21 protein-coding genes and 2 riboswitches are annotated in these 18,610 nt (G+C 71.8%); of the genes, 13 read left to right on the top strand and 8 right to left on the bottom strand.

Features of this window, described 5'->3' with window-relative positions:
* Nucleotides 1–6: 6 nt before the first annotated feature.
* Both AAH991_RS14165 and AAH991_RS14160 read right to left on the bottom strand, forming a co-directional pair.
* Nucleotides 7–693, bottom strand: coding sequence for an SDR family oxidoreductase (locus AAH991_RS14165; RefSeq protein ID WP_346226252.1), 687 nt, complete (start codon nucleotides 691–693; stop codon nucleotides 7–9).
* A 45-nt stretch (nucleotides 694–738) separates the two neighbouring features.
* Entirely contained in the window at nucleotides 739–1,077 is a 339-nt protein-coding gene (locus AAH991_RS14160) for a tudor domain-containing protein (protein WP_346226251.1), read from the bottom strand.
* A gap of 39 nt (nucleotides 1,078–1,116) precedes the next feature.
* Between AAH991_RS14160 and AAH991_RS14155 the strand changes: the two genes are divergently transcribed.
* Genes AAH991_RS14155 through AAH991_RS14145 form a run of 3 tightly spaced genes read left to right on the top strand, consistent with a single transcriptional unit; the run spans nucleotide 1,117 to nucleotide 3,398 of the window.
* Nucleotides 1,117–1,656 (top strand): PadR family transcriptional regulator, encoded by a 540-nt coding sequence (locus tag AAH991_RS14155; protein WP_346226250.1) that lies wholly within the window; start codon nucleotides 1,117–1,119, stop codon nucleotides 1,654–1,656.
* A gap of 15 nt (nucleotides 1,657–1,671) precedes the next feature.
* Entirely contained in the window at nucleotides 1,672–2,628 is a 957-nt protein-coding gene (locus tag AAH991_RS14150) for an ATP-binding cassette domain-containing protein (protein WP_346226249.1), read from the top strand.
* A gap of 20 nt (nucleotides 2,629–2,648) precedes the next feature.
* Nucleotides 2,649–3,398, top strand: a complete 750-nt coding sequence (locus tag AAH991_RS14145; RefSeq protein WP_346226248.1) for an ABC transporter permease — start codon at nucleotides 2,649–2,651, stop codon at nucleotides 3,396–3,398.
* On the opposite strand, the gene AAH991_RS14140 is transcribed toward AAH991_RS14145, so the two are convergent.
* From AAH991_RS14140 to AAH991_RS14115, 6 genes are all read right to left on the bottom strand, one after another.
* The gene (locus tag AAH991_RS14140; protein ID WP_346226247.1) at nucleotides 3,395–4,213 is read right to left on the bottom strand and encodes an alpha/beta fold hydrolase; all 819 of its coding nucleotides are present in this window, start codon (nucleotides 4,211–4,213) and stop codon (nucleotides 3,395–3,397) included. The genes AAH991_RS14145 and AAH991_RS14140 overlap by 4 nt on opposite strands.
* A gap of 302 nt (nucleotides 4,214–4,515) precedes the next feature.
* Complete coding sequence (locus tag AAH991_RS14135; RefSeq protein WP_346226246.1) at nucleotides 4,516–6,327, bottom strand: ABC transporter ATP-binding protein; 1,812 nt, start codon at nucleotides 6,325–6,327, stop codon at nucleotides 4,516–4,518.
* A gap of 91 nt (nucleotides 6,328–6,418) precedes the next feature.
* Nucleotides 6,419–7,120, bottom strand: coding sequence for a hypothetical protein (locus AAH991_RS14130; RefSeq protein ID WP_346226245.1), 702 nt, complete (start codon nucleotides 7,118–7,120; stop codon nucleotides 6,419–6,421).
* A gap of 38 nt (nucleotides 7,121–7,158) precedes the next feature.
* Complete coding sequence (locus AAH991_RS14125) at nucleotides 7,159–7,353, bottom strand: hypothetical protein (RefSeq protein WP_346226244.1); 195 nt, start codon at nucleotides 7,351–7,353, stop codon at nucleotides 7,159–7,161.
* Between the two features lie 98 nt (nucleotides 7,354–7,451).
* Nucleotides 7,452–8,321: a hypothetical protein gene (locus AAH991_RS14120; protein WP_346226243.1), complete on the bottom strand. Its 870-nt coding sequence runs from the start codon at nucleotides 8,319–8,321 to the stop codon at nucleotides 7,452–7,454.
* Between the two features lie 44 nt (nucleotides 8,322–8,365).
* A complete protein-coding gene (locus tag AAH991_RS14115; protein WP_346226268.1) occupies nucleotides 8,366–9,133 on the bottom strand; it encodes a FadR/GntR family transcriptional regulator in 768 nt (255 codons plus the stop codon).
* A gap of 151 nt (nucleotides 9,134–9,284) precedes the next feature.
* Here AAH991_RS14115 and AAH991_RS14110 point away from each other — a divergent pair, with 151 nt between their 5' ends.
* The 10 genes from AAH991_RS14110 (at nucleotide 9,285) to AAH991_RS14065 (ending at nucleotide 18,574) form a co-directional block, all read left to right on the top strand.
* A complete protein-coding gene (locus AAH991_RS14110; RefSeq protein WP_346226242.1) occupies nucleotides 9,285–10,622 on the top strand; it encodes a glutamine synthetase family protein in 1,338 nt (445 codons plus the stop codon).
* The gene (locus AAH991_RS14105; protein ID WP_428833988.1) at nucleotides 10,589–11,998 is read left to right on the top strand and encodes an aldehyde dehydrogenase family protein; all 1,410 of its coding nucleotides are present in this window, start codon (nucleotides 10,589–10,591) and stop codon (nucleotides 11,996–11,998) included. Before AAH991_RS14110 ends, AAH991_RS14105 begins: the two co-directional genes overlap by 34 nt.
* 4 nt (nucleotides 11,999–12,002) lie before the next feature.
* On the top strand, nucleotides 12,003–12,767 hold the full coding sequence (locus AAH991_RS14100; protein ID WP_346226241.1) for a 3-oxoacyl-ACP reductase: 765 nt from the start codon (nucleotides 12,003–12,005) through the stop codon (nucleotides 12,765–12,767).
* A 9-nt stretch (nucleotides 12,768–12,776) separates the two neighbouring features.
* Complete coding sequence (locus AAH991_RS14095; protein WP_346226240.1) at nucleotides 12,777–13,466, top strand: gamma-glutamyl-gamma-aminobutyrate hydrolase family protein; 690 nt, start codon at nucleotides 12,777–12,779, stop codon at nucleotides 13,464–13,466.
* Nucleotides 13,467–13,897: 431 nt separating this feature from the next.
* The gene (locus tag AAH991_RS14090; protein ID WP_346226266.1) at nucleotides 13,898–14,677 is read left to right on the top strand and encodes an AfsR/SARP family transcriptional regulator; all 780 of its coding nucleotides are present in this window, start codon (nucleotides 13,898–13,900) and stop codon (nucleotides 14,675–14,677) included.
* 38 nt (nucleotides 14,678–14,715) lie between these two features.
* On the top strand, nucleotides 14,716–14,946 hold the full coding sequence (locus AAH991_RS14085; RefSeq protein ID WP_346226239.1) for a ribbon-helix-helix domain-containing protein: 231 nt from the start codon (nucleotides 14,716–14,718) through the stop codon (nucleotides 14,944–14,946).
* Nucleotides 14,936–15,253 carry a type II toxin-antitoxin system PemK/MazF family toxin gene (locus AAH991_RS14080; protein WP_346226238.1) on the top strand — a complete coding sequence of 106 codons (318 nt, stop codon included), beginning with the start codon at nucleotides 14,936–14,938 and terminating at the stop codon, nucleotides 15,251–15,253. Before AAH991_RS14085 ends, AAH991_RS14080 begins: the two co-directional genes overlap by 11 nt.
* Before the next feature lie 205 nt (nucleotides 15,254–15,458).
* A riboswitch (glycine riboswitch) is annotated at nucleotides 15,459–15,556 on the top strand.
* A riboswitch (glycine riboswitch) is annotated at nucleotides 15,557–15,652 on the top strand.
* A gap of 43 nt (nucleotides 15,653–15,695) precedes the next feature.
* Nucleotides 15,696–16,787 (top strand): glycine cleavage system aminomethyltransferase GcvT, encoded by a 1,092-nt coding sequence (gene gcvT / locus AAH991_RS14075; RefSeq protein ID WP_346226237.1) that lies wholly within the window; start codon nucleotides 15,696–15,698, stop codon nucleotides 16,785–16,787.
* Nucleotides 16,784–17,176, top strand: a complete 393-nt coding sequence (gene gcvH, locus AAH991_RS14070; protein WP_346226236.1) for a glycine cleavage system protein GcvH — start codon at nucleotides 16,784–16,786, stop codon at nucleotides 17,174–17,176. The genes gcvT and gcvH overlap by 4 nt, the downstream gene beginning before the upstream one ends.
* Nucleotides 17,177–17,200: 24 nt before the next feature.
* Nucleotides 17,201–18,574 (top strand): L-serine ammonia-lyase, encoded by a 1,374-nt coding sequence (locus tag AAH991_RS14065; RefSeq protein WP_346226235.1) that lies wholly within the window; start codon nucleotides 17,201–17,203, stop codon nucleotides 18,572–18,574.
* The last annotated feature ends 36 nt before the right edge of the window (nucleotides 18,575–18,610 follow it).

The raw sequence follows: 18,610 nt of genomic DNA, 5'->3' as shown, positions 1-18,610 counted from the left end.
CGGCCGTCAGCGGGTCGGCCCCGCCGCCGGCCGTACGGTGATCTCGGTGACGTGGGCGTCGGGCGTGGCCGTCACCGCGGCCAGCACGGCCCGCGCCACCGACTCCGCCTCCAGATACCTTCCCGGCTCGTACGGCCCCTGCTCCTGGGCGCGCACGTCCCTTTGCATGTCCGTGTCCACCCGACCGGGGAAGACGGTGGTGACGCGCACGCCGTGGGCGTTCTCCTCCTCGCGCAGCACGTCGGCGTACGCGCGGAGGGCGAACTTGCTGGCGGCGTAGGCGCCCCAGTTGGGGTTGGCCCGCTGCCCGGCGCCGGAGTTGATCAGCACGACGTGCCCCCGGGCCGCGCGCAGCGCGGGCAGCAGCAGCCGGGTCAGCTCGGCGACCGCGATGACGTTGACCTCCATCGTCCGCCGCCACACCTCGGCCGGGACGTCGGCGAGGTGGCCGAGCCTGGCGATGCCCGCACTGTGGACCAGCAGGTCGAGCCGGTCGATCCCCTCCACCTCGGCCGGGGTGAGCTCGGTGAGCTCCACCGCCCAGGGGCGGGCCGCCGGCAGTTCGGCGCACATGGCGTCGAGCGCGGTGCCGTCCCGCCCGCCCAGGAGAAGTTCGTGGGTCGGGGCGAGGGCACGGGCGATCGCCGCCCCCACGCCCCGCGAGGCGCCGGTGATCAAAGCCGTGGGTCGCATGGACCTCACCTTAGAGCGTCCCGCCGATCTCCCCCGGCACCGGCGTCACCGCTGCGGGCGCAGGGTCTGCGGGCCCGGGTGTTCCAGGCGCAGGGCGTAGACGTGGTGCGGGTAGCGGTGGTCGGCCGGGCGCACCCGCACCTCGCCGTCGGCGGCCTCCAGGATCACGCAGCGGTACCACTCGCCGTCCTCCAGGAACTCCCAGTGGCCGCTGAGCACGTCGAGCCCCGCGCGCCGCACCTCCTCCTCCGCCCGCTCGTACGGCCCGGCCGCGCCGAGGGGGTAGCCGAACACGGTCAGCGGCTCCCACTGCTCGCCGTCGCGCCGGACGTAGCCCAGCAGGGCCCCGTCGTCGTCTCTGCGGATCTCGTGTCTGTCGTTCACGGTTGACCACGATACTCAAGTTTGTATACAATTTTGAATATGTCATCGACGCGGGTGCTGATCCTGGGAGTGCTGCTCGACGGGCCGCTGCACGGCTACGAGGTACGCAAGAAGCTCGAACTGTGGGGCGCCCAGCACTGGGCCAACGTGGCCTTCGGCTCGATCTACCACGCCCTCGGGAAGATGGCCGAGGAGGGCCTGCTCGAAGTGGCCGGCGACGGCCGGCCCTCCGGGCGAGGGCGGACGGTCTACGCGATCACGCCCGAGGGGAGGGCCGAGTTCGACCGGCGGCTGCGCGAGCACTGGTCGGAGATCATGCCGATCGTCGACCCGTTCCAGGTCGCGCTGACGTTCCTGGACCGGCTGTCCAAGGCCGACCTGCAGGCGGTCGTGCGCGACAGGACCGAGCGGCTGCGCGAGGCGTTCGTCAGCTACGAGCGGGCCCGCGACGCCAAACGCGCGTCGGGCGCCCCGCGGCACGTGGACGAGTGCCTGGAACTGAACGCGGCCGAGTACCGCGCGCAACTGGAGTGGCTGGAACAGGCCGTCGACCGCATCGAGCGCGACGACATCCCCTAGACCGAGGAGCCCAAGATGATCATTGACGCACGGGGATTACGCAAGACCTACCGCCCCCGGGGCCGCCGCGCCGCCGAGCCGGTGGAGGCCGTGAGAGGGGTGGACCTCCGGGTCGCCGAGGGCGAGATCGTCGGCGTGCTCGGTCCCAACGGCGCCGGGAAGACCACGACGATCCGCATGCTGGCGACGCTGGTCGCACCCACAGGCGGCACCGCGACGGTGGCCGGGCACGACCTGCTGACCTCCCCCGAGCAGGTCCGGCGCCGCATCGGCTACGTCGGCCAGGCCGGCGGGGTCGACGAGAACAACACGCCCCGGGCCAATCTCCGGCTCGCCGCCCGGGTCAACGGCCTGGGAGCGGCCGAGGCCGCCGCGCGTACGGACGAACTCCTCGCGGCCTTCGACCTGACGGGCCCGGCCGACCGGCCGGCCAGAACCCTGTCCGGCGGCCAGAAGCGGCGCGTCGCGATCGCGCTCGGCCTGGTCCACCGGCCGCCGCTGCTGTTCCTCGACGAGCCCACGACCGGTCTCGACCCGCAGAACCGGGCCAACCTCTGGGAGCAGATCAAGGCGCTGCGCGACGGCGGGACGAGCGTCCTGCTCAGCACCCACTACCTGGACGAGGCCGACGCGCTGTGCGACCGCCTGGTCATCGTCGACCACGGGCTCGTCGTCGCGGCCGGGACGCCCGCCGAGCTCAAACGCGAGATCGCCGGCGACGTCGTGTCCGTACGCGTGTCCGGCGCGGAGGAAGCGGCGCGGGTGCTGGACGGCCTGCCGTACACGAGAGAGGTCAGGGCCGACGGCGGCCTGCTGCGCGTCTACCTGGACGACGGCGAGCGGGCGCTGCCGCACCTGCTGGCCGCGCTCACCGGGCGGGGCCTGGCCCTGGAGTCCGTGGCGCTCGACCGGGCCACGCTCGACGACGTCTTCCTGCACAGGACCGGCCGCTCGCTGCGCGACGCGGCCTGACCCCCCCGAAAGGTCCGACGATGCTGAAGCACACCGGCCTGTTCCTGGCCTACGAGTTGCGCAACACCGCCCGCAATCCGGTCTGGCCGCTGTTCGGCCTCCTCCAGCCCGTCCTCTATCTGCTGCTGTTCGCCCCGCTGCTGGCCAACACCATGCCCGGCGTGCCGGACGAGCGCACGCTCGCCATGTTCACCCCCGGCGTGATGGTGATGATCGCGCTGTTCGGCTCGCTGTTCGTGGGCTTCGGCATGATCGCCGAGATCCGCACCGGGGTGCTCGAACGCCTCGCCGCGAGCCCCGCGAGCCGCCCGGCCATCGTCCTCGGCCGGACGCTGCGCGACATGATCGTGCTGGTCGCGCAGGCGGTGCTGATCATCGTGGTGGCGCTGCTCATGGGCATGCGGCCCAGCCTGCCCGGCGTCGCCCTGATGCTCCTGCTCATGGCCTTGACCGGCCTGTTCGCCTCCGGCCTCTCGTACGGCCTGGCCCTGGCCGTACGGGACGAGAACGGCATGTCGCAGATCCTGCAGTTCTTCGCGCTGCCGCTGATCCTGTTCACCGGCATCCTGCTGCCGATGTCGCTCGCCCCGCCGTGGATGCGGACGGTCGCCCAGGTCAACCCGCTCTACCACGCGGTCGAGGCCGGGCGGGCGCTGTTCGCCGGCGATCTCGCGGGCGGCCACGTGGCGCTCGCGTTCGCCTTGATGGCGGTGCTCGCGGTGCCCGCCCTGGCCTGGTCGGTCCGCTCCATGCGCCGGCTCGCCGGCTAACCGTCTTTGAGGAAGGCCAGCAGGTCGTCGTTCAGGGCGTCCTTGTGCGTCACGAACAGGCCGTGCCCGGCGGTGGGGTACTCCTTGTAGACCGCCCCGGGCACGAGGGCGGCCGTACGGCGGCCGGTCGTCTCGACCCTCGCCGACATGTCGGCGGCGCCGTGCACGACGAGGGCGGGCACGCCGATCTCCCGCAGCCCGGCCCGGTGGTCGGCGTGGTAGAGCGCCTCGAAGACCCGCGACGTCGCCCACGGCGAGGCCGACAGGCACTGCGCGAGCGTCCAGTCGACGAGCGCCGGCGACACGTCGTTGCCGAGGTGCGTGGCGAACCACGCCTGCGCCTGCCGGGCGAACCACTTCGGCCGGTCGGTCGCGAACTGGGCGAGCGTCGCCCGCAGCGCCTCCTCGGGGGCGCCCTGCGGGTTGTCCGCGGTCCGCTTGAGGAACGGCAGCACGGCGGAGACGAACGCGACCCGGGCGACGCGCTCCTCGCCGTGCCTGGCGAGATAGCGGGCGATCTCGGCGCCTCCGGCCGAGTGCCCCACCAGCGTCACGCGGCGCAGGCCCAGGTGCTCGATCAGGGCGGCCACGTCGTCCGCCAGGCTGTCCAGGTCGTAGCCCGCGGAGGGGCGGTCGGAGCGGCCGTGGCCGCGCCGGTCCAGCGTCACGCAGCGGTAGCCGTGCTCGACGAAGAACGGAAGCTGGTACTCCCACATGTCGCCGTGCAGCACCCAGCTCGCCAGGAAAAGGATCGGCTCGCCCTGCCCGTAGTCCTCGTAGGCCAGTCGCGTGCCGTCGAAGGTCTCGAAGAACATGTCCACTCTCCCGCTGTCTCGCATCGGCAACCGGAGTCTGGCCGGGCGAGGTCAGAAGATCGATTACGCGGGAGGTAAAGCACGGCGGTGCGCCCCGGCCTGACCGGCCGGGGCGCACCGCCTCCGACCCGTGTCACCCGGACGCGCCCGCACGCGCGTTGGCTCCGGGAACCGGGCGGTGGTGAAGGAGAGGTTACGCACCACCGACCTTCCCGGTCTCCGGTCGAAAGAAGCTGTGGCCCGGTGTAAGGGCTGCTCACGGCTTCGCCATCGGCGTCTGCGGAGGTCCGCCGGGCCGCCGGTCAGGACGGGACGAGGAACTGCGTGGCGGCCAGCTCGCGGTAGAGCTCGTCGGCCGCGACCAGCTCGTCGTGGGTGCCGAAGGCCCGCACGCGGCCGGCCTCCATCACCACGATCCGGTCGGCCCCGGTCACGGTGGACAACCGGTGGGCGATCACCAGCACGGTCGTCTCGCGCGCCACCTCGGCCACGACCTCCCGCAGCCGCATCTCGTTGACCGCGTCGAGCTGGGAGGTCGCCTCGTCGAGCAGCAGCAGCCCGGGGCGGCGCAGCAGCGCCCTGGCGATGGCCACCCGCTGCCGCTCGCCGCCCGACAGCAGCACCCCGCGATGGCCGACCTGCGTCTCCAGCCCCTCGGGCAGCCGCTCGACCAGATCGTCCAGGCGCGTACGGGCGAGTGCGTGGGCGATCTCCTCGCCGGTCGCGCCGGGCGCGCCGAAGACGAGGTTCTCCCGGAGCGTGCCGGACAGCACCGGGGCGTCCTGCTCGACGTAGCCGAGCATGGCCCGCAGATCGCCGAGCGGCCAGTCGCGGATGTCCCGGCCGCCGACGGTGATCGATCCCTCCTGCGGCTCGTAGAACCGCTCGATGAGGCCGAACACCGTCGACTTGCCCGCGCCCGAGGGGCCGACCAGCGCGGTCATGCCGCCGGCGGGCGCCTCGAACGTCACCCCGTGGTGGACCACCGGCCGGTCCGCGCCGTAACGGAAGACGACCCCGGAGAACGTCACCCCGACGGGTTCGCCTCCCGCCCGCGTCCCGGGGGCGGCGGCGGGCTCGGTGGCGGGCTCGGTGGCGGGCTCGGTGGGCAGCGTGGCGATCTCCTGGATACGGGTCACCGCGGCCAGGCCGTTCTGGATCTGCGTGAGGCTCTGGACGATCTGGCCGATCGGGGAGACCAGGTAGAAGAGGTACATGAGGAACGCGATCAGGGCGGAGATCTCCATCTCCCCCGCCGCCACCCGCGCGCCGCCGACCCCCAGCACCGCGAGGAACGCGAGCTGGATCGACATCCACGCGCCGATCCCGGCCAGCGAGGTCCACGCGGCGGCGGCCACGCCCCGGTCACGCGCCTCGACGGCCGCCGCGCTCACCGCCGCGGTCTCCCGCGCCTCGGCCCCGCCGGCCTTGACCGTGCGGAACGCCTGGAGGGCGCGGTCGAGCACCGAGCCCATCTCGCCGAGCGCCACCTGCGCCTGCAGGGAGGCGCGGCGGATGCGCGGGGCGATGACCACGCCCAGGAGCCCGACCAGCGCGACGACGGCGAGCGTGACGACCAGCAGCGGGCCATCCATGATCGCCATCATCACGGCGGCGCCCAGGAACGTGAAGGCGGAGCCGACCAGCGAGGCCAGCGCGTCCGTGCAGACGGCACGCAGCAGCGTGGTGTCGGAGCCGACCCGCGACAGCAGGTCGCCGGGCTTGAGCCGGTCCACGTCGGGGACCGTGAGCCGCAGGATGCGGTCCACCAGGCTCCGGCGGGAGTCGAGCACGATCGTCTCGCCCATCCGCTCCAGCAGGAACCGCCCGGCCGCCGAGATCAGCGCGCCGGCCAGGACCGCGACCGACAGCCCGAGCACCGGGCCGGCCAGCGCGCCGCCCTCCCCGAACGTGTCGATCACCCGCTTGGCCATGACCGGCATGGCGAGCCCGGTGAGACTGCCGACGAGGCTGAGCACGCCGCCCAGCAGGAGCACCCGCCGGTGCGGGCGCACCTGGTCGAACAGCAGGCGCCAGGAGGCGCGCTCCCCCAGGGACGCCTTCGCCCCCGGTCCGGGCCGGCCGCCGCCGGGGCCGTCGCCGTCCGTCCCCATGGAGCCCCCTCGCGCGAACCCGGCGTGCGATCTCCCGGAGACACTAATTCACCGCAAACGCCGGTGCGCGCGGGGATTCAGCCGTCCCGGATCAGTCCACGTCCGGCACGTCGAGGTCGAACTCCGCGTCGCCGTCGTCGACGCGGCGCAGCTTGATGTCCTCCGCCCAGGCGTACGCGAAGCGGCGCACGGCGGCGACGCCCTCCTCGTCCAGGCCGCCGAACGCCTCGTCGGCGAGCAGGTCGACGGTCTCCAGCCGCTCGACCAGGTCCTCCACCCGCCACTCGTCGTCGTACCGCGCGCCGAGCTGTTCGAGCAGGCGGAAGGAGTACAGGCCGGACACCGAGGCGACGTCGGCGAAATCGCGCGGCAGGCCGCGGTCCTGCAGGGCGCGGACCTTGAGGCCCACCGCGTCGTCCAGGCCCACCACCCGGCAGGGCCCGGCGTCGGCGGGCCGGTCCCGCAGCGGCTCGCGGAGCAGGGCGACCTCGCACGACTGGCCGGTGATCTCGTCGGTGACGACGACGCGGCCGATACGGGCGCCCGCCTCGCACACCTCGGCCGACAGACCGGTGCTCCGGAACGCCTCGGCCAGCGCCGCGCCGATCTCCGTCAGCGGCGCCTCTCCGCCGGTGGCGAAGGTGAGGTCGTCGACCTGCCGCGACGTGCATCCATGCGCCAGCAGTGCGTAGCCGCCGGCGAGCAGCAGGCCGTAGCGGTCGAGGACGGGCCGCGCGTCCTCGATGAGGCGCAGGTGGAACGGCGGCGCGGAGAAGGCGCGGGACGCGGTCACCACCTCAGTATCGCCTCCGCACCCACCGTGACGATCGGTCATCCCGGCACCCCGTACAGCAGGCGGATCTCCCGGATCGTGTCCATAATCTCGTACCACGTGAGGCACAGGTCGGCCTCGGCCTCCTCACCACGTGCCTCGGCGGCCATCAGCCGGTCCCCGGTGAGCAGCGCCGCCTCCCGTTTGAGCTGGGCCGCCATCCGTTGGAACATCAACCGCTCGCGAGACTCCATTACCGCCCCTCCCGCCCCCCAACAGTTCTCACACAAGGGTGAAATACCCACAGAACCGCCTGAAATGCTCACGGAGGGATCGGCGCAGGTCACCGGACTCAGCGGGCCCGGGGACGGCCCGGCCGCCCGTGCCGCACGGTGTGGTCCGCGCCCGCCCGGGGACGCGGCGACACGACCCGACGGCGGGAGTGCCGTACGGGCAGCGCGGGCGCGGGCAGGTCGTGGCGGCCGGAGACGAACTCCTGCACCGCGATCTTCGCTCTGATCACCGGGCGGCGCCAGCGTTCCTCCCGGTGGAGCGCCCTGGCCATCAGCCGGGGCCGTGGCCGTCTCGCCCGCTCGGAGTAGCACCAGCGGGCCCACGGCGAGCCGGGCCGCGCCACCCGCACCGCCCCCACGTACAGCAGCGGCGGCACGAACAGTCCCAGCAGACCGCTCCAGATCTTCCCCTTGAGCAGGGTGACCACGGCGAAGACGAGGTTGACGACGAGGAACGCCGGGGCCTTCCAGCCCCCTCCGGCCTCCGCGCCGTCCGCGCCGTTCCAGGCGAGCGGGCGCAGCCCGAGCAGCAGCAGGCCGGTGGCCGCGATCGCCACGAAGACCGCGTCCACCGACGTCCGGCCCTCCTCCTGCCAGTAGACGTCGCGCAGGTGCAGGATCAGCGCGAACTCGTCGAGCACGAGAGCGGCGCCCACGCCGAACACGGCGGAGGAGAACGAATACCACCCCGTGGACACGTCCGACAGGACCAGCCCGGCCACTCCGCCGAGCAGCGTGAGCACCACCCCGAACACGACATGGTGGATGTGCATCTCGCCCACGCTGACGTTGCCGAGCCACCGCACCCGCGCCCTGATCAGCCGTACGTTCACCCGCGTGAAGACGAACGCCGTGATCAGCGCGACGAAGAAGCAGAACAGCGGCAGACGGTGCGCCTCGATGATGCGTTCGTGAAACCAGTCGGTCATGAAGCGATCCCCCGGCCTTCGATGCTACGGGGCGGCGGGAGTGGTCAGGCGAGGAAGCCGCGCAGCAGGGCGGCCGTGCCCTCCAGGTGCTCGGCCACCGCCCGCTCGGCCGCCTCGGGGTCGCCGTCGAGGATCGCGGCGGCGATGGCGGCGTGCTGGGCCGCCGCGTGCTCGATGTTGGGCCGCAGCACGGGAATCGCGTTGAGCAGGTCGGTCACCCGGAGCCTGGCGTCCGCGCAGGCGGCGGCCAGCAGCGGCGAGCCGGTCAGCTCCGCGATCGCCAGGTGGAACGCGATATCCATCCGGCGGTAGTCGGCCGGGGCCGCGTCGTTCACCCCGGCCAGCCGGGCGTCCAGCGTCTCCCGCTGCCGCCCGGTCAGCTCGGTGGTCGCGAGGACCCTAGCCGCCCCGCACTCGACGGCCATCCGGAACGTCAGCGCGTCCTCGAGGTCGTCTTCGCCCATGCGGGTGACCGCCCTGCGCAGGTCGCCCTTGCGCGGGCTCGGCGGCCGGTAGACGACGAAGGCCCCGCCGTACCGGCCGCGCCGTACGTCGAGGTAGCCGGCCTCCTGCAGCGCGCGGATCGCCTCGCGCAGCGTGACCCGGCTGATGCCGAGCCGGGTGGCCAGCTCGCGCTCCGGCGGCAGCTTCCCCCCGTGCGGCACGACGCCGAGCTTGATGGCCTGGAGAAGGCGTTCGACGGTCTCCTCGAACGCGTTGCCCGCCCGCACCGGCCGCAGCAGCGACACCACGCCGGTGATCCCCACGGCCGCGGGCCGCGGCCCGGACGCCTCCGCCGGGGTGGTCTCCATGCGCATCGTCCCTCCACCCGTCGCCGGGGCCCCCCGTTCCTTCGACCGAGGTTAAACCCCCGCAGCATTGTTGACGACGAGGGGAACATGGTGCTTGCATGCCCTCAATGGTCTGTTTCCAGACTTTTGGACGGGAGGCACCGTGCTCAGCGTGGAGCGACTCCGCGATGACGTCGAAGCGGGCCGCGTGGACACGGTCCTGCTCGCGGTCACCGACATGCAGGGGCGGCTGCAGGGCAAGCGGCTGTCGGCGCGGTACTTCCTGGAGGAGGTGCTGGACCACGCCGCCGAGGGCTGCAACTACCTCCTCGCCGTGGACGTCGACATGAACACCGTGGACGGCTACACCATGTCGTCCTGGGAGCGCGGCTACGGCGACTTCGTGATGCGGCCGGACCTGTCGACGCTGCGCCGGGTGCCCTGGCACGAGGGAACCGTCCTGCTGCTCGCCGACCTGGTGTGGGAGGACGGCGCGGACGTCGTGGCCTCCCCCCGGCAGATCCTGCGCCGCCAGCTCGCCCGGCTCGCCGAGCGCGGCTGGACCGCGTACGTCGGCACCGAGCTGGAGTTCGTCGTCTACGACGACAGCTACGAGCAGGCCTGGCAGCGGGGCTACCGCGACCTGACCCCGGCCAACCTCTACAACGTCGACTACTCGCTGCTCGGCACCTCCCGCATCGAGCCGCTGCTGCGCAGGATCAGGCTCGGCATGGAGGGCGCCGGGCTGTACGTCGAGTCGGCCAAGGGCGAGTGCAACCTCGGCCAGCACGAGATCGCCTTCCGGTACGCCGACGCGCTGGCGACCTGCGACAACCACGTGTTCTACAAGAACGGCGCCAAGGAGATCGCCGCCCAGGAGGGCAGGTCGATCACCTTCATGGCCAAGCCGAACCAGCGCGAGGGCAACTCCTGCCACATCCACATCTCGCTGCGGGACGCCGCCGGCACACCGGTGATGGCGGGCGGCGAGCCGTACGGGCTGTCGGAGACCGGGCGGCGGTTCATCGCCGGGCAGCTCGCGGCGATGCGCGAGCTGACCCTGCTCTACGCCCCCAACATCAACTCCTACAAGCGGTTCGTGCCCGGGAGCTTCGCCCCCACCGCCGTCAAGTGGGGCGTGGACAACCGCACCTGCTCGCTGCGGCTGGTCGGCCACGGCCCCTCGCTGCGGATCGAGAACCGGGTGCCCGGCGGCGACGTCAATCCCTACCTCGCGGTCGCCGCCATGATCGCGGCGGGGCTGCGCGGCATCGACGCCGGGCTGGAGCTGGAGGAGCCGTTCGGCGGGAACGCCTACGACTCCGGCGCCGAGCGGGTGCCGGCCACGCTCCGCGACGCCCTGGCGCTGTGGGAGGGTTCGCCGATCGCCGAGGAGGTGTTCGGCAAGGACGTGGTCGAGCACTACGCCAACAACGCGAGGGTCGAGCTGGCCGCCTTCGACGCGGCGGTCACCGACTGGGAGCTCTATCGGGGGTTCGAACGGCTGTGAAGATAGTCAATCCGGCGACCGAGGAAGTGATCGCCGAGGTCGAGATGGCGGACGCCGCCGAGGTGGACCGCGCCGTCGAGCGCGCCCGCCGGGCGTTCCCGGCCTGGAGCGCGGTGGCTCCGGGCGAGCGTGCCCGGCTGCTGCGCCGCTTCGCGCAGGTCGTGGAGGACCATGCCGAGGAGCTGGCCCGGCTGGAGATCACAGGCGCGGGCCACACCATCGGCAACGCCCGCTGGGAGGCGGGCAACGTCCGCGACGTGCTCAACTTCTACGCGGGCGCGCCCGAGCGCAACCACGGCAGGCAGATTCCCGTGCCGGGCGGGGTGGACGTCACGTTCGCCGAGCCGCTGGGCGTGGTGGGGATCATCGTGCCGTGGAACTTTCCGATGGTCGTCATGACCTGGGGGGTCGCCCCGGCCCTCGCCGCCGGCAACACGGTGATCGTGAAGCCGGCCGAGTGGACCCCGCTGACCGCGCTGCGGCTGGCGGAGCTCGCCCTGGAGGCCGGGCTGCCCGAGGGCGTGCTGCAGGTCGTCCCGGGCGAGGGCGAGGTCGCCGGCGCCCGGCTCGTCGAGCACCCGGACGTACGGAAGATCGTCTTCACCGGCTCGACCGAGGTCGGCAGGCTGATCGGCGCCAAGGCCGCCGAGCAGGTCAAGCGGGTGACGCTGGAGCTGGGCGGCAAGAGCGCCAACATCGTCTTCGCCGACGCCGACCTGGACCGGGCCGCGGAGTCCGCGCCGATGGCGGTCTTCGACAACTCCGGCCAGGACTGCTGCGCCCGCTCGCGCATCCTGGTGGAGCGTTCCGTCTACGACGACTTCCTGCCGCGGCTGTCCCAGGCCGTGCGGGAGGTCAAGGTCGGCGACCCGAACGACCCGGCGAACCAGATGGGACCGCTGGTCAGCGCCGAGCACCGCGAGCGCGTCGCCTCGTTCGTCACGGACGCGGAGGTGTACGCCGCCGGTTCGTGCCCGGACGGCCCCGGCTACTGGTTCGCACCCACCGTGCTGGCGGCGCCGGACGGCTTCGACCCCCTCGCGCCCGGCTCGGGGGCCTTCCACCGCGCGTACACCGAGGAGATCTTCGGCCCGGTGGTGTCGGTCGTCCCCTTCGACGACGAGGAACACGCCGTACGCATCGCCAACCACACCGCGTACGGGCTGTCGGGGTCGATCTGGACGCGCGACGTGGGCCGGGCGCTGCGCGTGGCGCGGGCCGTCGAGGCGGGCAACCTGTCGGTCAACTCGCACTCCAGCGTCCGCTACTGGACCCCGTTCGGCGGCTTCAAGCAGTCGGGCCTCGGCCGCGAGCTCGGCCCGGACGCGCTGTCCGCATTCACCGAGACCAAGAACGTCTTCATCGCCACGGAGTAGATCAATGCAGCGTTTGCAGGACCGCGTCGCCGTCATCACCGGCGGCGGCAGCGGCATCGGGCTGGCCACGGCCCACCGGTTCGCCCAGGAGGGCGCCAAGGTCGTGGTGGCCGACCTCGACGAGGAGGCCGGAGCCAAGGCCGCGGGAGAGGTAGGCGGCCTGTTCGTGCAGGCCGACGTGGCGAACGAGGACGACGTGGCCCGGATGTACCGGACCGCGTTCGAGGAGTTCGGCAGCGTCGACGTCGCGTTCAACAACGCGGGCATCTCCCCGCCGGACGACGACTCGATCCTCGAGACCGGCATCGACGCCTGGCGCCGGGTGCAGGAGGTCAACCTCACCAGCGTCTACCTGTGCTGCAAGCACGTGATCCCGTACATGCAGCGGCAGGGCAAGGGCTCGATCATCAACACCGCGTCGTTCGTCGCGGTCATGGGCTCGGCCACCTCGCAGATCTCCTACACCGCCTCGAAGGGCGGCGTGCTCGCGATGAGCCGCGAGCTGGGCGTCCAGTTCGCCCGCGAGGGCATCCGGGTCAACGCGCTGTGCCCCGGCCCGGTGGACACCCCGCTGCTGCGTGAGCTGTTCGCCAAGGATCCCGAGCGCGCCCAGCGCCGTCTCGTCCACGTGCCGATCGGCCGGTTCGCGCGGGCCGAGGAGATCGCCGCGGCGGTCGCCTTCCTCGCCTCCGACGACGCGTCGTTCATCACCGCCTCGGAGTTCCTGGTCGACGGCGGCATCTCCGGCGCGTACGTCACCCCGCTGTAGGGGGCGGGGATGGCTCGTCCCGTGATCGGCGTGACGTGCTACGTCGAGCCGGCGAGATTCACCGTGTGGGACATGCCGGCGGCGCTGCTGCCGTACATGTACGTCGAGCATGTCGAGCGGGCGGGCGGGCAGCCGGTCATCCTGCCGCCCGCCGGGGAGCCCGCCGAGCTGGCCGGGCGGCTGGACGGGCTGATCATCGCGGGCGGGGGCGACATCGACCCCGCCCGGTACGGCTCCGCCCCCGCCCCCCAGACCGGCTACGTCCGGAAATTTCGTGATGATGCCGAGTTCGGCCTGATGGCGGCGGCGCTGGAGGCCGGCCTGCCGTTCCTCGGCATCTGCCGGGGCCTGCAGGTCCTCAACGTGGCGCTCGGCGGCACCCTCCACCAGCACCTGCCCGACGTGGTCGGCCACACGGACCACTCCCCCGCTCCCGGCACGTTCGGCCGCCTCCCCGTACGGCTCTCGCCCGGGCTGGCCAAGATCTACGACGGCGGGGACCTGACGCCCGCCCACTACCACCACCAGGCGATCGACCGCCTGGCGGACGGCCTGGAGGTGACCGCCAGGTCGGACGACGGCATCATCGAGGCCGTCGAGGTCACCGGCGCGGCGTTCGCCCTGGCCGTGCAGTGGCACCCGGAGGCCGACGAGGACGGCCCCCTCTTCCACGCCCTCGTCGCCGCCGCCCGCCGTTGAGGGATCCGGGGCGACCCGCGCGTCGCCCCGGCCGAAATCCCGTCCCGTGGTAGGCGCACCGGCACGGCGTCCGGACCCTGCGTGATCACGCGCCGGACGGCCGGCGGTGCCCCGGTGAACACGGCGTTCGCCGATCGCGCACCCCGACAGGCGGGGCCGCCGGAAACACCCGGAGGCGCTCTCCCCGCATTCTGTAACCGATTTCATTTGATGCACGTGCATGTTCGCTCGGCATTCGGCGTTATACGGAACGCAATGTCAACTGCGGAACTGCACTCCCGGACAGGCGCCGAGAAAAACGCAATTTTGACGAATGCGGGCACAGAGGGATATCGTCAAATTCCTGTCAATGCCGCATCGCCGGCGCGTTCAGGCTGCTTTCACGTGCGAGGGGACCCGTGTTATACGCCGTGCTCGGACCGTTCCTGGCCATGAAGCCCTCGGGGGACGTCATCGCCGGACTGGCCCCCAGGCACCGGCAACTCCTGGCGCTGTTCCTGCTGAATGCCAATGTCACGCTTCATCGGGACAGGCTGATCGATCTGCTCTGGAATGGCTGTCCCACTAAATCCGCGCGCCGGAACCTTACCACCTACATCGCACAGATGCGGCGGCGGCTCTCGCCGCGGGACCCCGGCCTTTCTCCGCTCCACAGCGTGGCGGGCGGCTACCTTCTTTCCGTACCGCCGGGATCCGTGGATGCTGCAGTATTCAACCATTTCACGGCGCAGGGCAGAATCGCGCGAGACAATGGCGATTACCACAATGCCGCGCGGATGCTCGAGAACGCGCTGAGCCTGTGGCGGGGCGACGCCCTGTCCGGCATGAGGCACGTGGACGCGCTGGCCGCGTGGGCGGAGCGCCTCGACGAGGACCGGCGCGCGGCGACCGAGGACCTCTTCGACGTACGGCTGGCGCTCGGGGACCACCGCGAGATCGTCGGCGGCCTGACCCAGTGGGCGAGGCGGCACCCGCTGCGCGAACGGCCGCACCGGCAGCTCATGCTGGCGCTGCACCGGTCGGGCCGCACCCACGACGCCTCGGCGTCCTACCAGCGGCTGCGCCGGACCCTGGTCGACCGCCTCGGCACCGAGCCGTCCCCCGACACCCAGGCCCTTCACCAGCGGATCGTCACCGGCGACCCTTCCTCCATCCCGGCACGCGCCTGTGCGGGACATCGCCCGCCCCGCGACCTCGACCACGGATTGTGACGGATTGTCTGCGAAACGTATCGTCGTACCGTGACAATATGGCTGTGCTGACGATCGAGCTTGATCCGACGACCGAGCAGGTTCTCGCTCGGCTGACGGCCGACGGAAGATCGGCCACGGACGTGGTGCGTGAAGCCATCAGACTCGCGGACCGTCTCCGCCGGCTGGAGCAGGCCCGCGCCGACGCCGAGAGGCTCGGCAAGGATCCGGACGACCTGGCCGAGGTTCGGGCCATCCGCCGAGAGCTTGGCGACCCGGATGCGCGGTGACGTCCGCTTACGCGCCCCTCGAAGCCCGGTCGGCCACGAGCAGCATGGCGAGCGGTTCGCGGTCGTGGTGCAGACCGACGGCTTCGCTCTCCCCACTCTGGTCGTCACCCCCACGTCGACCAGCGCGGGGCGTGCCGTCTCCCGGCCGGAGATCGAACTGGACGGAAAGACCACGCGTGTACTGGTCGACCAGATCAGCGCCGTGGACGCTTCCCGGCTCGGCGACTTCGCGGGCCGCCTCGATCCCCACGAAATTCATGAGATCGACGTCGCCTTGAGGGGGTTCCTCGGCCTGGTCCACCGCTAGCCCGGCGCAGAGCGGCGGCCGACCCATCTCGGCATCGAGTCGTCCCTCGGCACGCAGGCTCTCCATCGGCGATCCTTCCGGCGACGCCCCCCTCCACCTGATGCGCCTTCCTGACCTCGGTGGCGCCGGCGGCGCGGGCGGGAATTCAGGGCGTCCGGCAGGTTACGTGGGTTGCGGCGAACCACTAGGCTGGGCAGCGCACCAGTGATCCCGTGCGGGAGAGCGTCCTGGCATCCGGTCAGGGCCCCTGAAGGAGCAAGCCCTCCCCGCGAACCTCTCAAGGCAAAGGACCGTACGGGCCAGGTGACCTCTGGAAAGAAGGCCGGCAGGCCTCGCCGAAGGTGAAAGTCCGGCAAAGATCGGACGAAGCTCTCAGGCGCCGATGACAGAGGGGGAGGATGCCCGATAGTTCAACGCAGCATCCGTCCTTTCCGAGGTGGGCATGTCCCGATCCACCCCGCTCCGCGGGGTCCACGAAAGCCTGGGCGCGACCCTGACCGACTTCGCGGGCTGGCAGATGCCCCTGCGTTACGGCAGCGAGTCGGCCGAGCACAACGCGGTGCGCACGGCCGCCGGGCTGTTCGACCTGTCCCACATGGGCGAGATCTTCGTCGTCGGGGCGGAGGCGGGCGAGGCCCTCGACCACGCCCTCGTGGGGCACCTCAGTGTCCTCGCGCCCGGCCGCGCCCGCTACACGATGATCGTGAACGAGACCGGCGGCATCCTGGACGACCTCATCGTCTACCGCCTCGACGAGGACCAGTACATGGTCGTCGCCAACGCCTCCAACCACGCCCTCGTCGCGCGTGAGCTCGCCGATCGGGTCCGGGGATACGACGCGCGGGTGACCGACCGGTCGGACGAGTGCGCGCTGGTCGCCGTGCAGGGGCCGCGCAGCGCCGAGATCCTGGCCCCGCTGACCGACGCCGACCTCGACGAGCTCAAGTACTACGCCATCCTCCCCGGCGTCGTCGCCGGCACGCCCGTCCTGATCGCGCGCACCGGGTACACCGGCGAGGACGGCTTCGAGCTGTTCGTGCTGAACCAGCACGCCGTGCCGCTGTGGAACGCCCTCACCGAGGCGGGCAGGGACGCCGGGCTCGTCCCCGCCGGGCTGTCGGCCCGCGACACGCTGCGCCTGGAAGCCGGCATGCCGCTGTACGGCAACGAGCTGAGCGCGGCGATCACGCCGTTCGAGGCGGGCCTCGGCCGGGTCGTCCGCTTCGACAAGCCCGGCGACTTCGTGGGCAAGGCCGCCCTCGAGCGGGTCGCGGCGAAGGACACCACCCGGCGCCTGGTCGGGCTGGTGGCGCGCGGCCGCCGCGTCCCCCGCCACGGTTACCCGGTCACCCGGGACGGCGCCGTCGTCGGCGAGGTGACCAGCGGCGCCCCGTCGCAGTCCCTCGGCCGCCCGATCGCCATGGCGTACGTCGACGAGGACGCCCTGGAAAAGGGCGGCCTGACCGTGGACATCCGGGGCAGCCAAGAACCGGTCGACGTCGTCGATCTGCCTTTCTACAGGAGGAGCAAGTGAGCACCATTCCGGACGACCTGAGCTACACCAAGGAACACGAGTGGGTGGCCGGGATCGAGGACGGCCTCACCGTGACGGTGGGCATCACGGCGTACGCGGCCGAGCAGCTCGGCGACGTGGTCTACGTGGAGGTGCACCCGGAGGTCGGCACGACGGTCGCGGCCGGCGACGCGGTCGGCGAGGTGGAGTCCACGAAGTCCGTGAGCGACATCTTCGCGCCGGTGAGCGGCGAGATCGTCGAGATCAACGCCGCCGTCACGGACACCCCCGCGCTCGTCAACTCCGACCCGTACGGCGAGGGCTGGCTGTTCCGCGTGCGCGTGGAGGAGGAGCCGGACGACCTGCTGTCGGCCGCGGAGTACACCGCGCTGACCTCCGGCGAGTCCTGACCGGCGGTTGAGAGGCGACGGTCAATGGCGATCAGCGTCTTCGACCTGTTCAAGGTGGGAATCGGGCCGTCCAGCTCGCACACGGGCGGCCCGATGGCGGCGGCGCACAAGTTCGTCCGCGGGCTGCACGAGGACGGGCTGCTGGAGAAGGTCACCCGGGTCGAGGCCATCCTGTACGGCTCTCTCGGGCTGACCGGCAAGGGCCACGGCAGCGACAAGGCGGTCCTGCTGGGCCTGTCCGGCGACAAGCCCGAGCTGGTCGACGTCGACACCGTCGACGAACGGCTGGCGGCGATGCGGTCGAGCGGCACGGTCACGTTGTACGGCGTGCACGAGATCCCGTTCGTGGTCGGCGAGCACCTCGTCTTCGAGCGCAAGCTGTCGCTCCCCCACCACCCGAACGGCATGCGGTTCACGGCGTACGCCGACGACACGGTGCTGCGCGAGAAGGTGTACTACTCGGTCGGCGGCGGTTTCGTGGTGGACGAGAACGCCACCGGTGCCGACCGGATCAAGCCCGACGACACGGTGCTGCCGTACGCCTTCACGACCGCGCACGAGCTGCTCGCGCACTGCGCGGAGACCGGCCTGTCGATCTCCGGCCTGATGATGGAGAACGAGAAGGCCTTCGGCCGTACGGAGGAGGAGATCCGGGCCCGCCTGCTGCACCTGTGGGAGGTCATGGCCGAGTGCGTACGACGCGGCACCAGCCGCGAGGGCGTGCTGCCGGGCGGCCTCAAGGTGCGCCGCCGGGCCCACCAGCTGTACCGGCGGCTGCAGGGCGAGGCCGACGGGACCGACCCGCTGCGGGCGATGGACTGGGTCACGCTGTTCGCGCTGGCCGTCAACGAGGAGAACGCCGCGGGCGGCCGGATCGTCACCGCGCCGACCAACGGCGCCGCCGGCATCGTCCCGGCCGTCCTGTCCTACTACATGCGTTTCCTGCCGGGCGCCGACGAGGACGGCGTCGTCCGCTTCCTGCTCACCGCGGGCGCGATCGGCGTGCTGTTCAAGGAGAACGCCTCCATCTCCGGCGCGGAGGTGGGCTGCCAGGGCGAGGTCGGGTCGGCCTGCTCGATGGCCGCGGCGGGCCTCACCGAGGCGCTCGGCGGGACGCCGGAGCAGGTCGAGAACGCCGCCGAGATCGGCATCGAGCACAACCTCGGCCTGACCTGCGACCCGATCGGCGGGCTCGTCCAGATCCCGTGCATCGAGCGGAACGCGGTCGCCTCGATCAAGGCGATCGCGGCGGCCCGCATCGCGCTGCGCGGCGACGGGCGCCACTTCGTGTCGCTGGACAAGGCCATCAAGACGATGCGCGACACCGGCAGGGACATGCTCGACAAGTACAAGGAGACCTCGCGCGGCGGCCTCGCCGTCAACGTCATCGAGTGCTGACCCCCACCGCCGTGATCTTGTAATTTGTCGCACGCA

This window comes from Microbispora sp. ZYX-F-249, assembly GCF_039649665.1.
GTDB lineage: Bacteria > Actinomycetota > Actinomycetes > Streptosporangiales > Streptosporangiaceae > Microbispora > Microbispora maris.
The sequence above is the reverse complement of the archived record's forward strand: the minus strand, read 5'-3'. Positions and strand labels throughout refer to the sequence as shown.

What these genes read in the sequence shown, in the direction of transcription:
- AAH991_RS14165 (WP_346226252.1), bottom strand. Translation starts at nt 693, where the DNA reads ATGCGACCCACGGCTTTGATCACCGGCGCCTCGCGGGGCGTGGGGGCG.
- AAH991_RS14155 (WP_346226250.1), top strand. Translation starts at nt 1,117, where the DNA reads ATGTCATCGACGCGGGTGCTGATCCTGGGAGTGCTGCTCGACGGGCCG.
- AAH991_RS14150 (WP_346226249.1), top strand. Translation starts at nt 1,672, where the DNA reads ATGATCATTGACGCACGGGGATTACGCAAGACCTACCGCCCCCGGGGC.
- AAH991_RS14145 (WP_346226248.1), top strand. Translation starts at nt 2,649, where the DNA reads ATGCTGAAGCACACCGGCCTGTTCCTGGCCTACGAGTTGCGCAACACC.
- AAH991_RS14140 (WP_346226247.1), bottom strand. Translation starts at nt 4,213, where the DNA reads ATGTTCTTCGAGACCTTCGACGGCACGCGACTGGCCTACGAGGACTAC.
- AAH991_RS14135 (WP_346226246.1), bottom strand. Translation starts at nt 6,327, where the DNA reads ATGGGGACGGACGGCGACGGCCCCGGCGGCGGCCGGCCCGGACCGGGG.
- AAH991_RS14125 (WP_346226244.1), bottom strand. Translation starts at nt 7,353, where the DNA reads ATGGAGTCTCGCGAGCGGTTGATGTTCCAACGGATGGCGGCCCAGCTC.
- AAH991_RS14120 (WP_346226243.1), bottom strand. Translation starts at nt 8,321, where the DNA reads ATGACCGACTGGTTTCACGAACGCATCATCGAGGCGCACCGTCTGCCG.
- AAH991_RS14115 (WP_346226268.1), bottom strand. Translation starts at nt 9,133, where the DNA reads ATGGAGACCACCCCGGCGGAGGCGTCCGGGCCGCGGCCCGCGGCCGTG.
- AAH991_RS14100 (WP_346226241.1), top strand. Translation starts at nt 12,003, where the DNA reads ATGCAGCGTTTGCAGGACCGCGTCGCCGTCATCACCGGCGGCGGCAGC.
- AAH991_RS14095 (WP_346226240.1), top strand. Translation starts at nt 12,777, where the DNA reads ATGGCTCGTCCCGTGATCGGCGTGACGTGCTACGTCGAGCCGGCGAGA.
- AAH991_RS14090 (WP_346226266.1), top strand. Translation starts at nt 13,898, where the DNA reads ATGAAGCCCTCGGGGGACGTCATCGCCGGACTGGCCCCCAGGCACCGG.
- AAH991_RS14085 (WP_346226239.1), top strand. Translation starts at nt 14,716, where the DNA reads ATGGCTGTGCTGACGATCGAGCTTGATCCGACGACCGAGCAGGTTCTC.
- AAH991_RS14080 (WP_346226238.1), top strand. Translation starts at nt 14,936, where the DNA reads ATGCGCGGTGACGTCCGCTTACGCGCCCCTCGAAGCCCGGTCGGCCAC.
- gcvT (WP_346226237.1), top strand. Translation starts at nt 15,696, where the DNA reads ATGTCCCGATCCACCCCGCTCCGCGGGGTCCACGAAAGCCTGGGCGCG.
- AAH991_RS14065 (WP_346226235.1), top strand. Translation starts at nt 17,201, where the DNA reads ATGGCGATCAGCGTCTTCGACCTGTTCAAGGTGGGAATCGGGCCGTCC.